This is a genomic window from Streptomyces sp. NPDC059850 (genome assembly GCF_042731515.1).
Classification (GTDB): Bacteria; Actinomycetota; Actinomycetes; order Streptomycetales; family Streptomycetaceae; genus Streptomyces.
On the sequence record NZ_JBHWJI010000006.1, the window covers coordinates 12,030 to 27,353 of the forward strand.

At 72.8% G+C, this 15,324-nt stretch carries 10 protein-coding genes; 3 read left to right on the forward strand and 7 right to left on the reverse strand.

Going from position 1 to position 15,324, the window contains the following annotated elements:
* The 3 genes from ACFV9T_RS06675 to ACFV9T_RS06685 are packed head-to-tail and all read left to right on the forward strand — an operon-like array spanning position 1 to position 4,012.
* Positions 1 to 1,140, forward strand: coding sequence for an acyl-CoA dehydrogenase family protein (locus ACFV9T_RS06675; RefSeq protein WP_385437417.1), 1,140 nt, complete (start codon positions 1 to 3; stop codon positions 1,138 to 1,140).
* Positions 1,137 to 1,928 (forward strand): SDR family oxidoreductase, encoded by a 792-nt coding sequence (locus ACFV9T_RS06680; RefSeq protein WP_385437153.1) that lies wholly within the window; start codon positions 1,137 to 1,139, stop codon positions 1,926 to 1,928. Before ACFV9T_RS06675 ends, ACFV9T_RS06680 begins: the two co-directional genes overlap by 4 nt.
* Entirely contained in the window at positions 1,925 to 4,012 is a 2,088-nt protein-coding gene (locus ACFV9T_RS06685; protein ID WP_385437154.1) for an FAD-dependent oxidoreductase, read from the forward strand. The genes ACFV9T_RS06680 and ACFV9T_RS06685 overlap by 4 nt, the downstream gene beginning before the upstream one ends.
* Positions 4,013 to 4,048: 36 nt before the next feature.
* On the opposite strand, the gene ACFV9T_RS06690 is transcribed toward ACFV9T_RS06685, so the two are convergent.
* The 7 genes from ACFV9T_RS06690 to ACFV9T_RS06720 form a co-directional block, all read right to left on the reverse strand.
* Positions 4,049 to 4,948, reverse strand: coding sequence for a LysR family transcriptional regulator (locus ACFV9T_RS06690; RefSeq protein WP_385437156.1), 900 nt, complete (start codon positions 4,946 to 4,948; stop codon positions 4,049 to 4,051).
* A gap of 148 nt (positions 4,949 to 5,096) precedes the next feature.
* Positions 5,097 to 6,641: a hypothetical protein gene (locus ACFV9T_RS06695; RefSeq protein ID WP_385437157.1), complete on the reverse strand. Its 1,545-nt coding sequence runs from the start codon at positions 6,639 to 6,641 to the stop codon at positions 5,097 to 5,099.
* Positions 6,642 to 6,648: 7 nt separating this feature from the next.
* Positions 6,649 to 9,093: a GTPase-associated protein 1-related protein gene (locus ACFV9T_RS06700; RefSeq protein ID WP_385437159.1), complete on the reverse strand. Its 2,445-nt coding sequence runs from the start codon at positions 9,091 to 9,093 to the stop codon at positions 6,649 to 6,651.
* A complete protein-coding gene (locus tag ACFV9T_RS06705) occupies positions 9,090 to 10,277 on the reverse strand; it encodes a hypothetical protein (protein ID WP_385437160.1) in 1,188 nt (395 codons plus the stop codon). The genes ACFV9T_RS06700 and ACFV9T_RS06705 overlap by 4 nt, the downstream gene beginning before the upstream one ends.
* A complete protein-coding gene (locus ACFV9T_RS06710; protein ID WP_385437161.1) occupies positions 10,278 to 11,927 on the reverse strand; it encodes an Hsp70 family protein in 1,650 nt (549 codons plus the stop codon).
* Between the two features lie 4 nt (positions 11,928 to 11,931).
* Positions 11,932 to 13,908: an AAA family ATPase gene (locus ACFV9T_RS06715; RefSeq protein ID WP_385437162.1), complete on the reverse strand. Its 1,977-nt coding sequence runs from the start codon at positions 13,906 to 13,908 to the stop codon at positions 11,932 to 11,934.
* Positions 13,905 to 15,324: hypothetical protein (locus ACFV9T_RS06720; protein ID WP_385437163.1), on the reverse strand; the 1,420-nt coding region annotated here is incomplete at its 5' end. The genes ACFV9T_RS06715 and ACFV9T_RS06720, both read right to left, overlap by 4 nt.

Below are 15,324 nucleotides of genomic sequence, written 5' to 3' on the forward strand. Positions count from 1 at the left end.
ATGGACGAGAAGGACTTCCAGCAACTGGCGGCGGACATCGAGGACTTCGTCCGCGGACCCGGCGAGCGGTACGCGGCGGAGATCGAAGCCACCCACCGGGTGCCCGACGCGCTCAAGCAGGACCTGCGGGACCGCGGGTACCTGCGGCTGGCCGCGCCCCAGGAGTACGGCGGCCTGGGCATCGAGTTCCCGCGGTTCCTGGAGCTGATGGAACTGTTCTCGATGTCGCACGCGTCGCTGCGCATGCTCGTGCACGTCCACAACGGGGTGTGGCGGGCGATCGACCAGTTCGCCACCGACGAGCAGCGCAAGCAGTTCGTGCTGCCCCAGGTGTCCACCGACATCTCCGTCGCGTTCACACTCACCGAGCCCACCGCGGGCACCGGAGCGGACCTGCGGTGCAGCGTCGTGCAGGAGGGCGACACGTACTTCCTGTCCGGGGAGAAGCACCTCATCACCTTCGGCGTCGAATGCGACTACTGGCTCCTGTTCGCCCGGCTGGAGGGCACCACGGGCAAGGACGGGACCGTCGCGCTGATGGTGCCGCGCGACACGACCGGCGTCACCGTCGACGCCATGTCGAGGACCATGGGCGTGCGCGGGACCGACCACGCGCATCTGCGCTTCGACCGGGCGCCGGTGCCGGTCGCCAACCGCCTCGGCGAGGTCGGCCGGGGCCTGGAGGTGGCGCTGGGCGGCTTCCTCACGCCCAGCCGGATCTCGGTCGCCATGACCTGCGTCGGCCTCGCCCGGCGCGCCCAGGAGCTGGCCGTCGACCACGCGAAGGGGCGTACGACGTTCGGCAAGCCCCTGGCCGCGCGGCAGGCGATCTCCTTCGCCCTCGCCGAGAACGCCACCGACATCGAGGCCGCACGCCAGCTCACCCTGCACGCGGCGCGGCAGTGGCAGGCCGGGGACGCGGCGTCCTCCCAGCTGTCCTCCATGGCCAAGCTGAACGCCGTCGACATGCTCACCCGGGTCACGGACAAGGCGCTCCAGGTGCACGGCGGCATCGGCTACTGGGAGTCCAGCCCGATCGAGCGCGTGTACCGCGACGCCCGGGCGCAGCGGTTCGAAGAGGGCACCAACGAGATCCAGAAGACCGTCATCGCACGCGACGTGCTGGGAGAGGTTCGATGAGCGACGCCAAGGTCACCCTGATCACCGGAGCCTCGCGGGGCATCGGCCGCGCCCTGGCGGTACGCCTCGGGCGCGACGGCGGCAGCGTCGTCGTCAACTACAAGAAGAACGCCGAGCTGGCCGAGGAGACCCGCAAGCTCGTCGAGCAGGCGGGCGGGCAGGCCATCACCGTGGCCGCCGACGTCGAGAACCCCGAGGACATCGACCGGCTCTTCGACACCGTCGGCGAGGAGTACGGCCGCCTCGACCACTTCGTGTCCAACGCGGCGGCCAGCGCGTTCAAGTCGATCATGGATCTGAAGCTGCACCACATCGACCGCTCCTACGCGATGAACGTCCGTAGCTTCCTGCTCGGGGCGCAGCGCGCGGTGCCGCTCATGCCGGAGGGGGGCCGGATCGTCACGCTGTCGAGCTACGGCAGCACCCACGCCTATCCGACGTACGCCGCGCTGGGCTCGGCCAAGGCGGCGGTCGAGGCCCTGGTCAGGTATATGGCCGTCGAGTTCGCCGGGCGGGGCATCAATGTCAACGGTGTCAGCGGCGGGCTCATCCAGTCCGACTCGCTCGACTACTTCTACGGCGTGCCCGGCATGGCCCCGATCTCCTCCGTGCTGTCGAAGATCCCCCAGGGGCGTCCCGGCACCCTGGAAGAGATGGCGGAGACCGTGGCGTTCCTGCTGTCCCCGGGGGCGGGGTACATCACCGGTCAGACCCTCGTCGTCGACGGCGGACTGTCCGTGGTGGCGCCACCGTTCACCGAAGACCTGACGGCGCCGCTCGCGCCGTGACGACCGAGCGATTGGGCACCGAGCGATTGGGCACCGGGCGATTGGGCCATGTCTTCCGGCCGTTCCGGATCGGCACGCTCACGCTGCCCCACCGCATCGTCATGGGCCCCATGCACCTGGGTCTTGAGGCCCGTGACGACGGCGGCGCCGCGCTGAGCGCGTTCTACACCGAGCGGGTGCGGGGCGGCGCCGGGCTGATCGTCACCGGCGGCGCCGCGGTCAGCCGGGTGGGCGCGGGCGGGGCCGGTTACGGCGTGCTGTCCGACCCTGCCTTCCGCACCAGGCTGGGCAGGGTCGCCGACGCCGTACACGAAGCGGGCGGACTGATCGCCCTGCAGCTGTTCCACGCGGGTCGGTACGCCAGCCCGAGCGCCTTCGGGCTGGAGCCGGTGGCGCCGTCGGCGGTGTACAGCCGGGTCTCCCGGTGTACGCCGCGGGCGCTGAGCGAGGCCGAGATCGAGGCCACGCTCACCGACTTCGCGGAGGCGGCCGGGCACGCCCGCCGCCTGGGGTTCGACGGCGTCGAGGTGATGGGCTCTGAGGGGTATCTCGTCGACCAGTTCCTCTCGCCGCTGACCAACCACCGCGACGACGGCTGGGGTGGCGACGCCGAGCGGCGGACCCGGTTCGGCGCGGAGCTGACGGGGCGGGTCCGCGCCGCCGTGGGGCCGGACTTCCCGCTGATCGTGCGGCTCACCGGGGCCGACCTGCTCGATGGCGGCAGCGGCCCGGACGACGTCGCCCGGTTCGCGCGGAAGCTGGTCGCCGCGGGTGCCGACGCGCTCAACGTCGGCGTGGGCTGGCACGAATCGCCGGTGCCGACCGTGCAGGCTGTGGTGCCGCCCGGGGTGTGGACACCGGTGGCCGAATCCCTTGCCCGCGCCGTGGCTCCCGTTCCCGTCATCACCGGCAACCGGGTCAACCGCCTTGAACAGGCCGAGGCGATCCTGGCCGCCGGGCAGGTGCAGTTGGTGTCGATGTCCCGGCCGTTCCTGGCCGACCCGGAGCTGGTCGCCAGGGCCCGGGACAACCGCTCCAGTGGCATCTGCATCGGCTGCAACCAGGCGTGCATCGACCGTTCCCTGTCCGACGCCGAGGTGAGCTGCCTGGTCAACCCGCGGGCCGCGCGGGAGCTGGAGTTCCCGCGCCTCCGCCCGCCACATCCGCCGCGTCCGCCTCGTGCCTCGAGGCGGCTGGCGGTGGTCGGCGGCGGACCGGCCGGTCTCCAAGCCGCGCGCACCCTCGCCGAGTCGGGGTGCCGGGTCGATCTGTACGAGGCGGAAGCCGAGCTGGGCGGCCAGTTCCGGTTCGCCTGCCGGGTCCCCGGCAAGGCCGACTACGCGGCCGCGATCGACCACCTCGGCGAGGAGCTGCGCCGCCTCGGTGTCACCGTGCGCCTGGGACGCCGTATCGCGGTTGCGGATCTGGACCTTCTGCGGTCCTACGACGGGGTGCTCATCGCCACCGGGGTCCGTCCGCGCGAGGTGTCGATTCCCGGGGCTGAGCTGCCCCATGTGCTGTCCTACCCGCAGGCGTTCGCCCCCGGCGCGCTCGGCGAACGGGTGGTCATCATCGGTGGCGGAGGGGTCGCCGTCGACCTCGCCCATTTCGCCGCACACGCCGATGCCGGTTCCGGAGACCCGGCCGATCCGGCGGAGCGGTTCCGCCGCGACTACGGGCTCGTACCGGACACGGCGGAAGCGCCCACGCCGGAGCGGCACATCACGATCCTGCACCGCGGTGAACGTCTCGGCACCGCGCTGGGCCGCTCCAGCCGGTGGGTGGCGCTCGACGCGCTGCGCCGCCAAGGGGTGCGCACGGTGTTCGGAGCGCGACTCTCACGGATCACCGCCGAGGGCGTGCACACGGTCGGCCCGGAGGGGGAAGAAGCCGTCATCGCGGCGGACACCGTCGTCATCGCGGTGGGGCAGGAACGCGAATCGGCCCTCGGCACGCTCGTCCGCGAGGCCGGGATCGACCACCGCGAGATCGGCGGTGCCCGCCTCACCAAGGGCCTGGACGCCGTGCTGGCCACCTCGGACGCCCTGTCCGTCGCCACCGAGTACGCCATGAGCCCGCCGTGACGGCCGTGGGCCCGGGCGCGTCTTTGTGGCCCGGGCTTACGGCAGCACCGCCGCGACCTGGGCGAGCTTGTCGCGCAGCCACAGGTGCGCCGGGTCGGCGGTGTGATGGTGATGCCAGTACATGGTGTGGATCAGCGGCGGTACGTCCGCCTCCAGCCGCACCGCACGCAGCCCGCACGCCGGACCGATCAGCGAGAACAGCCGGGCCTGCGCCAGGGCCACCAGCCGCGTCCCGGCGACCAGGTGCATCGCGCCCGAGAAGTAGCCTGCGGAAATCATCCGTCTGACGCTCGTGTCGGGCGTTTCCGGATCCGGCTCCAGGAAGACCTGCGGGACCGCTTCCAGACACCCGAACCGGTGAAGTTCCTCGACGCTGACGGTCTCACCGACGCGGTCGTTGTCCTTGTCGGCGATGACGAGCAACTCGTCGGTGAAGAGATCTCTCTTCCGGTAACTCAGGATCTCTTCCGGCACGATCGGGCTCGGCGCCACCAGCAGATCGCACTGCGCACGCCGCACCAACGGCATGACGCCGTCGCGTGGCGCGATGATGTTCAGCCGCACCCCCGGTGCCTCGTCCGCGATGTCCTGCAGAAAGGGCTTCAGCAGGACGATGGCTATGTAATCGCTGGCGACGACGGTGAACGTGCGGTCGAGAAGGCCCGGGTCGAAGGAGGACGTGGTGTCCAGCACCGCGTGAATGGACTCGATCGCCTGGGTCACCGGCCCCCGGAGGGACGCCCCGAGCGGAGTCAGCGCCATCTTGCGGCCATCGCGCACGAGCAGGGGATCGCCGAAGTGCTTGCGCAGTTTCGCCAGCGACGCGCTCATGGCGGGCTGCCCCACCATGGTCCGCTCGGCGGCGCGGGTGACATTCGCTTCGGTCAGCAGGGCGTGCAGCGGAATCATGAGGTTGATGTCGATTTGCTGACGCATGTTTCTCCGTAACTGGCCGTCCAGCGTTCCCCTGCAGCATTGCTCCCCTACAGCATTAAGGGGGCAAAGTCCCTAGTAGTTCCCTTAGACGAGAGCGCTCGGCGGCCTGAGTGCCCGAGCCACCAGGCGGTCAGGCCATCGCCCGCCCTCACTCGCGCAGACACCACGCGACGAACGTGGCGATGCTGGGGTCCACCCGCCCCGCCTCGTTCGCCACCGCCGATGTGCAGAAGAACCGGACCTCGCCGAACTCCAGATCCATCGTCTTCAGCAGATTCCGCAGCCCCAGCCGCTCACCCAGCCACTCCCGGGTGGAATCGCTGTCGTCCGGGCGGTCGGGCAGCAGGGCGGGGTGGCCGGTCAGCAGGTCCCGCTTGCTGACGGCGACGGCGAGCCGGGCCCTGGCGAGGCGGGTGCCCATCGTGCGCACGGTCTGCACCGAGCGCGAGAACACGTCCTCCGGGTCGACCGTCGAGGCCAGCGTGCGGTCCACCGTGGGGCCGGACGGGTCGAGGCGGGTCCAGAACGCGTCGACGGCCATCGGGTCGAGGACGAAGACGAAGGTGCGGGCCTCCCGGGCGTAGCGCAGCGCGTCGGTCTCCTCCCGGCTGACGAACCGTTCACCGGCCGTGTCGAAGACATGCACCAGCCGTTCGGCGCGGCCGCTGCCGAGCACGAACGAATGGGCGCGGGGCAGTGTCTTCTGGGTGGGGCGGGTGTGGCCCTGGATCTCCAGGATCTCGTTCAGCACCCGCTGGTTGGCGGTCGTCTCGGGGTCCGCGAGCCGGATCGCGGGCCCGCCGTCCGCCGCCGTGTTCTCCAGCGACTTCACCATCGCCGCCATCAGCTGTGTCTTGCCCGCGGCCCGGCCGCCGATCAGCGGCAGGATCAGCTCGGACATGTGCCCGGCGTCCGGGTTCATCGGCTTGCCGCAGTGTTCGTGCACGCAGAAGCCACTCAGCCGGGCGTCCCTGCTCATCAGCATCAGCAGGGTCGGTATCCGCTCGTCGCAGGCGCACCGGCGCCGGAAGAGGCCGAAGGTGCCCGGGCGGATGTCGGCGTGGCGACGTCGGCAGTTCGTACGGGGGCAGTCGTACGCCGGATACGGGACGCGTTCGAAGCAGCTCGGGCACAGCATGCCCCGGGGCAGCCCGCGCAGGACCATCACCGCCCGGTCGGTGGCCCGCAGGGTGCCCGCGGTCAGCCGGGCACCGGCGGTCAGGAGGGCCACGCCGAGCGCCTGCAGGCCGAGGAGCAGGCCCAGCACGGGCACCGCGACGGCGGCGCCGACGGCGAGGCCCAGGAAGAGGGTCAGTCCGTACGGGATCGAGACGGACTGGTGCACGGAGGGCGCGGTGAACTGGCGGGCGTTCACCTGGCGGAAGGCGTCGGTGACCGTGCGCACGTACAACCTCCGCCCTTGGGTGAGGAGTTGACGCAGATCTCGGGTGGCGGGGCCGAAGAAGTAGTTGCGGTGGGCCAGCTCGTCGGCGGGGCGGTACGGCGCGATGGTGACGAACTCGGGGGTGCGCCGCCGCAGCACACCGTTCAGCAACTGGCAGTAGCGCCCCAGCAGTTCACTGACCAGGGCGATCCCGCGCAGAGCCGCGATCGCCGGGGCGATGAACAGATAGAGCACGAGCAGGGCCAGATAGGCCAGGGGAACGAGGACGAAGATCAGGATGGCGCCCATCGGAGACTCACCCCTCTTCCGGTCGAGGGTCGTCCGAGGGCCGCCGCTGGGTCAGTTTGCGGCCCCACTTCTTCACCCGGCCCAGGCGGTGTTCGGCGTACTGCTGATACTCGTCGGCGCGCCGCGTGTCGTACGGGCGGAGCGCGCGGGACAGCCGGTCCAGGTCCGCAGGCCCCCAGTGGTGTGCGATGCGCTGGTGCAGCGTCTGGACGATCTCCAGGTGCGCCTGTGGCAGTCCGGCGCGCACGCCGTCGACCGCGAGCACCCCGGCGACATGGCTGAGCAGCACCTCGTCGATACGGTCCGAGGTCGCCGCCGCCCGGTGCACGGCGCGCAGATAGCCGTCGGTGAGGTGGAACCCGAACTGCCCGATCTCCGTGCGCAGTCGGGCCGGGTCGGCGGGCAGCCGCAGCATGGCGGGGAGCAGCCGGTAGCGCTTCAGGGCGCGGGGTGCGGCCCATGCGCCGATCTGCGGGATCCGGAACGTGCGGGCGAGCGCGGTGGCCTCGGTGGCCTCGCGCAGGGCCGCGTCCAGGCTGAGGGTGGTCCGCACACACTCCTGGGTGACCGCCCGCAGCCAGGCGTAGCGGGAAGGCGCGGTGAGGGTGTCGCACAGCACCAGGCAGGCCCGTAACTCCACCTCGTCCCCGACCTCCTGTTTCACGGCCCGGTCGAACCACTCGCCGACCGCCTCGTCCATCGGCTCGCCGGGCGGCAGCCGACGCGCGATCCCGGTCGCCTCCTCGTACGTCCAGGCCGGTGACGGCTGCCGCCACAGCCCCCGCAGCAGCTCCGCGTCCGGCGAGGCCTGGCCGCGCACCGCCAGGATCCGGAACAGCAGGTCGACCGTGCGGGTGGGTTCCCGCTCGGCCTGCGCCCGCCAGTAGTGCTCAAGGAGCCGGGGCCGCTCACCGAGGTCCCGCTCGTTGAGCAACTTGGCCGGGAACTGGGCGAACAGCTGCTCCTGACCGCCCCGCTCCTCCAGCACCTCCTGCACCGCCATCGCCAGCCCGGCCCTGAACGCCGGGAGCGTGTGGACCAGGCGGGCGACCTCCTCGCGCAGCTCGGGGCCCGCGCCGGAGGAGCCGAGCAGGGCGTGGGCCAGGTCCAGGCAGCGGGCCGCGAGCAGCTCCGGCGCCGGGGCGAGCCGCGCGCCCACCGCCCACAGCAGCAGCCGCACCCGCTGGCGGCTGTGGACGGCTTCGCCGAACAGCCGCTGCCACAGGGCGGTGGCCCGCTCCCGCTCGGCGGGGTGGGTGATCGGCACCGGGCCGGGCGCGTTCGCCACGCCGGTCGCGTAGGCGCGGATCCGGGACTGGTGGAGCTTGCTCTCCAGCTCGTGGTGCAGCGCCGTGTCACCGCCCGCCTTGGCGGCCGCGCTCAGCGCCGCGAGCTGGTCGTCGTCCAGGTCCCGGTGCTTGTGGTGGAGGTCCGCCGCCACGACCGCCCGGCGCGGCCCGAGATGATCGGCGCCGGACAGCCAGTCGATCACCGCGCGGACATCGGGGCCGGTCAGCTCCGTACCGCCCGCCGCCGCGGCCGCCGCCACCGGTGCGTGCCAGTCGCCCGGTGTCCGCTCCTGGCCGTGGGTGTACTCGGCCGTCCAGGACCACACCGAGCGGATCGACCCGACCCCGATGCGGGTCAGCAGCCGCACCAGATGGTGGGTGGGCACCACCTCGGGAAAACGGCCCGCGGAGAAGTCGAAGACGGTGTACGACTCCTCGTCGTCCGGGCCGAACTCGGGGTGCGCCCCGGGCACCGTGCCGATCAGGTGCAGCCGACCGCGAGTGGGCCGGAAGAGGTAGGTGGCGAAGGAGAGGGCGCTGGCCAGCGGGGGCGGCAGAAAGTAGCAGACGGTCGCGAACCAGTGCGCGATACGGTCCGTCGTATCGTCGATCACTACCACCGAACCGTCCTCCGCGAGCGCCGCGAACACCGCCGCCAGCAGGGCCGGAAGCTGCTCGGCGTGCGGGTGCGCGCGCAGGAAGGCGCGGGCCGAGCGGGCGGACAGCGGGCCGCGTGGCAGGGGCGCGGACAGCTCCGGAAGCTCCGTCGTATCGGCCACTTGTGTGGTCCACGCCGGGGAATCCCACAGTTCGATCGCGAGCAGCCCGCCACTGTCGCTCGCGAACTCCCCCTCGGTGTAGAGGGCGTGGGCGAAGTAGTTGCCGAAGCGGCGCGCCGAGTCCCGGCCGACGTAGCGTACGCACAGCGTGGTGGCGCCGCCCTGCCCGCCCGGGGTGTGGCACAGGTTCACCGGGCAGCGGGCCAGCAGCTCGGGGGTGTCCGACTCGACCAGGGAGCGCGGTGGTTCGTACCCGGCCAGGCTCTCGACGCGGTGCCGGGTCTCTGCCGAGACCCGCTCGCTCACCGCGTTGAACTGGAAGCCGGAGGAACCGCTGAGCCCGTGTTCGCAGGAGGTGTAGTAGAGCTGCTGGAAGCCCCTCATCCGCGGCCCGCCTTCGGCACCGAACCGAACTCGCTCAGCAGCCACAGCAGCGGATCCGCCACCCGGTAGGGCTGGATGCCGGTGTCGGCGACCCGGGCCTCGGGCGTGGCGCTGCGGCCCAGTGCGGAGACACCGAAGTAGCGGTAGCGGGCGAAGGTGTTCTCCAGGGACTGGTCGATGGCCACGCCGTCCCACACCCTGAGCAGCTGGCGCACCTCCTCGTGGACACTGAGGCTGTCGCCGACGTCGAAACGGCCGCGCGCGGGCGCGTACGACCGCAGCGGACTGCCGTTCTCCATCAGATGCCAGAAGGCGTCCATCTTGGAGAAGACCACCGCGATCGGGGTGGTGACCTTCGCGGCCTTGCCGCCCTGCGCGGCAAGCAGCATGCTGCTCACCCGGCTCAGCACGTTGATCGGCGGGTCGATGCCGTCCAGGCCGGGCAGCGCCGTGCCGGGCGCCGCGTTGTCCCGGGCGCCCGGCATCTGCAGCGGGTCGAGCAGCAGGATGATGCCGTCCGCGTTGGTCAGATAGCGGGTGTTCAGCTCCACGCTCTCCCGGCTGTTGAAGTCCTCGCCCGCCGTGTCGAAGAACGACAGCACACTGTGCTGCGGCCGCTCCCCGAACAGCCCCTTGCGGCGCAGCCCGAACCGGAACACCAGCGGATCCACCCGGTTGGCGTTGGTCGTCGCGGTCTGAGTGGGCGGGAACATCTGCCGGTCGCGGTAGAGCCGGTCCTCGTACTCCGAGCTGTAGCGGCGCATGGTGGTGTCGTCCAGGCCCATCAGCGAAGCGCCGTAGATCTCGCCGACCTGGTTGCGCATCTCGTGCAGCAACACGGTCATGTAGATCGTCTTGCCGGAGGAGCGCGCGCCCACCATCGCGATCAGCCGGTTCTCCACCATCCCGAACTGCACCGGCAACTCGACGTGGCAGATCGGGCAGATGCGGTACGTCGACTCGCTCGTGCAGTCCGGGCACGGCGCCGTCGTCTTGCGGCCGTCGGCGGCGAAGTCCGGGCCCACCTCGTGGCCGGGGCGCCTGCCGAAGCGCTCGTCGAGGACCGGGTCGCGGCGGCGCTCGCACTTCTTGCCGATGCGGCTGAGCCGGCAGTTGCAGCGGAACCGTATCTCGCGCGAGGCGAAGGTCTCGTAGCAGTAGGGGCAGGTGAGTCGTCTGGCCATTCAGGTCACTCGCAGCCGGTGCAGCGCCGTGGGGCGGATGTCGATGGTGTGGTCTTGGTCGGCGTCGGGGCCGGTGGCGGGTCCGGTGTCGGGGCCGGTGGCGGGTCCGGTGTCGGGGCCTTCCGCCGGGAAGCACACGAGCCAGGACGGGCCCCGGGTGCTGGGGAAGGGGAACTCCAGGGTGAGCGGGGTGCCCGCCGGGAGGCGCTGGGCGGGGACCTCGTGGAGGACCGTGCCCTCGGCCGTGCTGGTGGGCCGGTAGCGGCCTCGGCCGTGCACGATCCGCAGGGCCGGGAGGTCGCAGCCGGTCCGGGCGGTGAACGTGACGGTCGCGACGCGGGCGCCGGTGAGACGGCGGCGCAGGGAGGGCTCGTACTCGACGATGGGCGGCTCGGCCGCGATACGGAGGGAGGCGGCGCCCTCGGTGTCGACGGTGGCGTCGGGGACCAGGGCCTCGACGGTGAGTGTGACCGCGCCCCGGCCGACGGGGAGGTCCAGGCCGCCGTCGTGCTCGTATACCCGGCGCTGACAGCGGATGTCGCCGTCGCGGGGGCCGTCGCCGGTCGCGGTCGCGTCCTCCCGGCGCCAGCGGACGCGGGCGGTGAGGGCGGAGTCGGGCCAGGCCCAGAGGACGAGGAGGTGGTCGTCCCGGCGGATGGCGTCGAGCTGGGTGACGGGGACGGAGCGGAGGGCGGGCGTGGCGGAGGGGACCGGGGCGGGTTCGGCTTCGGGTTCTGGCGGCGGTGGCGCTTCCGGTGTCGGCTCCGGTGCCGGTGCCGGTGCCGGTGCCGGTGCCGGTGCCGGTGCGGGTTCGGGCTCCGGCTCGGGCCCCGGCTCTGGTTCCGGGGTGGGAAGGGGTGGTTCGTCGCGGCCGGGTGGCGGAGCCGTAAACTCCTCGGCGCTTTCGGCTGGGGTTCCGTGTGGTTCGGGGTCCTCCGGGAGGGGACGCCAGGGTTGCGGTTCCGGGTCCTCCAGGGGAGGGGGGAAGTGGGCCCTCGTCGGTACCGGGCCGGTGGCGATGCGGAGGAGGCCGAAGTCCTCCAGCAGCAACAGCCCGCGCACGACGGCCAGTTCGGGATTGGTGCAGCGGACCGTCAGCCCCTGGTGCTCGGCGAGGTTCTCGATGTCCGCGCGGTGGGCGGGCATGGCGTACAGCTCGCCGGAGAGCAGCACGGCGTCCGGAGTGGCCCCGGTCAGTTCCCGGGCTATCGCGGTGAGGTCGCGGTCGTCGGCCAGGGGCGCGGTGCGCGTGGTGATGACGCGCACGGTCAGGTCCGGGGTGATGGCGAGGGCCGTCAGGTCCACCGCTGTCGCGGCCTGGTCGACCACCAGGACCGTGCGGTGTACGCCCTCGTCGATCGCGCCGTAGTGCAGGGCCGCCGCGACCGGTTCCGGGACGATCCTGCTGACGCGCAGGCCGGTGTCCTCGGCGGCGCGGCGCAGACGGGCCTCGGCCTCGCGGTCGGCGGAGGCGGGCAGGCCGAACACCGCCTCCTCGTCCGTGGCCCCGGCGAGGAGCGTGGCCAGCGCGGTGGCGGGGTCGGCGACTCCGTCCGTTCCGGCCAGGTCCGTCACCGTCACGGTCGGGCGGCCCTCCGGGCCGATGCGGCCGACGCGGGCGACGCGGTGGCCGATGGCTATGCCGAGCATGTGTTCAGCCCCTCCCTTCCTCGGTCCTGACCCATGGCGTGCCAGCGGAGTCGGTGTCGGAGTCGGCTTCGGTGTCGATGCCGACCCGGATGCGGCTGCCCGGGGCCGGGCGGTGGGCCAGGAAGTGGCCGACCACGGCCGCCCGCAGCCGCTCCAGCTCGTTGCGGATCTGGCGGCCGCCGTACGCCTGGTGCTCCGGGTCGCTCATCCGCTCGGTGATCCAGGGATGCAGGGTGTCCGTATCGGGGACCACCTCGACCTGGTGCCGTTCGCGCACGGACTCGGTGAGCTGGCCCAGCAGCCGGTCCGCGATCTTCACGATGTGCTCGCGGCGCAGCATGTCGAAGACGACCACGCCCGGCTTGAGGCGGCCGTAGATCTCCGGCCGCCCGATCGTCCGGAACTTCTCCTCCACGGCCCGGGTGAAGTGGGCCTCCAGGGCGGCGTACGGCACCTCTTCGCCGCCGTCGGACAGCAGGCCCTGGACCGCCTCCGCGCCCGTGTTGGAGGTGAAGATGATCAGGCACTGGGAGAAGTACGCGGTCTGGCCGCGCCCGTCGGTGAGACGGCCGTCCTCAAGGATCTGGAGGAACTTGTCCAGCACCCGGGGGTGCGCCTTCTCGATCTCGTCGAAGAGCAGGACGCTGAACGGCCGCTCCTGGACCCGGCGGGTCAGCTCGCCGCCCTGTTCGTGGCCGATGTAGCCGGGCGGTGCGCCCGCCAGTCGCTCGGCCGCGTGTTCCTGCTGGTACTCGCTCATGTCGAAGCGCGCGTACGCGCTCTGGTCGCCGAACATCAACTCCGCTACGGCCTTGGCGAGTTCGGTCTTGCCGACGCCTGTCGGGCCGACGAAGAAGAACGCGCCGCGCGGGCGGGCGTTGCCGGAGCCGCCGAAGTCGATGCCCACGAACGCCGCCTGGAGCACGGTGGCCACCGCGTCGACGGCCTTGGACTGGCCGACCACCCGGGCGGCCAGCACACCGGCCGCGCCCGCCACGGTCTCCCGGTCCAGCTGGGTCCACGGGTCGACGCTCACATTGAGCCGGTGCAGCTCCAGCAGCTTGTCCGGCTTCTGCAGCGGCGCGTCGCGCAGCCATGAGGTCCGGGCGAGCGCCTCGATGTCCCAGCCGGACATGCCGTCGGTCGCGCCGACCAGCGTCTCGATGTCATGGCGGCTGGCGTCCGGGGCGCCGTTGAAGTCGCCGCGCAGCCAGGTCAGCCACAGGCGGCGCTCGCTCGGGTCCGGTGGCCCGATGTGCAGGAGGGCGATCCGGGGGTCCTCCAGGTGGAACCAGCCGGGCAGCCGCCCGACGTCGCCCACCGCGCACAGGATGGCGTTGCGGGCGTGCGGCGGGCGGCCCGCCAGGGTCGAACGGGGGGCCACGGCGTCCGTCATCGCGGTGCGCAGCCGGAGGTAGCCGGGGTTCGACTCCGGCTGGCCGGGCGGGAGATGGTGGTCGACGTCCTGGAAGACGAAGGCCGTGGCCGCGTCGGGGGAGGCGGTGAGCCGGTGCACGGTGGCGACCACGTCGTCGAAGGCGCGCGGGGGACCGGCCGGGCGGGGGGAGAGCAGGTTCGACCGGTCCCGCTCGCGGTCGGCGCCGCGCCGGGCGCGCGGGTTGTCCGGTTGCCGGTCGTCCGCGCCGGTGTCCCGGCTCTTGGTGGCCGTGGGCGTCCGGTTCGCCTCCAGCTGGGCGAAGGCTTCCGCGTGGCCGGGCAGCGGGAAGGTGAGCCCGGCCACCGGGTCCCACCAGCCGACCACATCGGCGCCGCGCACTTCCAGCACCCCGGCGACCAGCTCCCGGAAGGAGGCGGGCCGGTCCTCGAACCACCAGCGGTCCCGGATCTGCCCGCCCAGGATCACCTGACGGCCGCGCCGCAGCTCCCAGCCGAGCGACACCGCCCACAGGGGCATCATGCCGTCGGCGGCGACGGGCCCCGTACCGTCGTCGGCGCCCTTGGTGAAGTCGATCGTGCTCACGGGGTCGTCCACCGCCAGGAGGTTTCGCGGGGCAGCGGCTTGGCGCGCCGCCCCGGCGGTTTGCCGTCCCAGCTCAGCTCGCCCGGTACGAAGCCCTCGTCACCGCCCAGCGCCTCGTGCACCCGCTCCAGCAGCGCTTCGGTGGTGTCGCACACCGCCTCGTCCTGCGGGGCGTGCAACGTCACGTCCGGTTCGCCCGCCACCTGGTAGACGAGGACGGGCGAGCCGTCGTCCCCGGTGGCGACCGTGGTCTCGTACGTCGCCCCGGTCGGCCGGGTGAAGTGCAGCCGGAAGCTGCCGCCCTCGTCCGCACCGCCCTCGAAGGCGAACCCCTCGCCGGTCATGGCGTCCCGGAGCGCCTCCACCAGGTCCCGCCGCCGCTGATAGGCCAGTTCCCGTTCGTCCAGTCGGCCCTCGGCGTCGGGGAGCCGGGCTTCCAGATCGGCGACCGCCCGCAGGGCCTCGGTCGCCGAACGCGCGGTCAGCGCCTCGGTGACGGAGCGCAGGGCGCCCCCGATCTCGTCGGCGAGGCCGGGGTCGCCGAGGTCGGCGGCGGTGTCCACCACACCCTGGGCCGCCGGGCGTACGACGTCCAGGCGCTCGGCGGCCTCCGCGAGGGCCAGCTCCAGGGCCGCCTCCGCCGCCTCGGCGCGCTCGCGCTCGGCCGCCTTCGCAGCCTCAGCCGCCTCGCGCCGCTGCTCCTCGGCCGCCGCGCGCTCCTGCTCCGCGAGGGCCTGCCGCTCGATGGCCTCCCGCGCGTCCGCGATCGTCGCCGCATGCCGGACGAGGGCGTGCTCGACCGTGCCGAGCAGGGCTTCGAACCGGACCTCCCCGCTCGGGCCGGTCTCCGCGCGCAGCCGGTCGAGCAGGTCGGCGCAGCGCCGGTGGCCGTCCGCGTCGAGGGCGGCGCCGTCCGGGCCGGTGGCGGCGAACCGGCGCTCCAGACCGGCCAGCACGGCGGCGTGGTCCTCCGTACCGTCCCCGGCCGCATCCGGGCGCAGGCTCACGACCCGGCCGCGCAGCTCCTCCACCGCGCCCCCGAGCTGTTCGCCCCGGGCGGCCCGCTCCCGCAGTCCGGCCAACTGCCGCTCCAGGGAGCCGATATCGGCCCGGGCGCCGGACCGCTGGGCCTCGGCGATCAGCTCCCGCACCTCCTCAAGGCCGCGCTCGTCGGCCCGGGACTGCTCCGCCCGCGCGACGGCCTGCCGGGCGCCGCGCTCGGCCGTCCGCCGGGCCGCCACCTCGGCCTCCTTACGGGCGACCTCGGCCCGGCGCCGCTCCGCCTCGGCGCGGGCGCGCTCCCGGCGGGCGGCCGCCTGCTGGGCCAGCCGCGCCCGCTCGGCCGCCCGCCGCCGCTCCCTGGCCCGCCGCTCCTCGGCCCGGCGCTGTCGCTCGGCCGCCTCCCGCTGGGCGTAC

What these genes read in the sequence shown, in the direction of transcription:
- ACFV9T_RS06675 (WP_385437417.1), top strand. Translation starts at nt 1, where the DNA reads ATGGACGAGAAGGACTTCCAGCAACTGGCGGCGGACATCGAGGACTTC.
- ACFV9T_RS06680 (WP_385437153.1), top strand. Translation starts at nt 1,137, where the DNA reads ATGAGCGACGCCAAGGTCACCCTGATCACCGGAGCCTCGCGGGGCATC.
- ACFV9T_RS06690 (WP_385437156.1), bottom strand. Translation starts at nt 4,948, where the DNA reads ATGCGTCAGCAAATCGACATCAACCTCATGATTCCGCTGCACGCCCTG.
- ACFV9T_RS06695 (WP_385437157.1), bottom strand. Translation starts at nt 6,641, where the DNA reads ATGGGCGCCATCCTGATCTTCGTCCTCGTTCCCCTGGCCTATCTGGCC.
- ACFV9T_RS06700 (WP_385437159.1), bottom strand. Translation starts at nt 9,093, where the DNA reads ATGAGGGGCTTCCAGCAGCTCTACTACACCTCCTGCGAACACGGGCTC.
- ACFV9T_RS06705 (WP_385437160.1), bottom strand. Translation starts at nt 10,277, where the DNA reads ATGGCCAGACGACTCACCTGCCCCTACTGCTACGAGACCTTCGCCTCG.
- ACFV9T_RS06710 (WP_385437161.1), bottom strand. Translation starts at nt 11,927, where the DNA reads ATGCTCGGCATAGCCATCGGCCACCGCGTCGCCCGCGTCGGCCGCATC.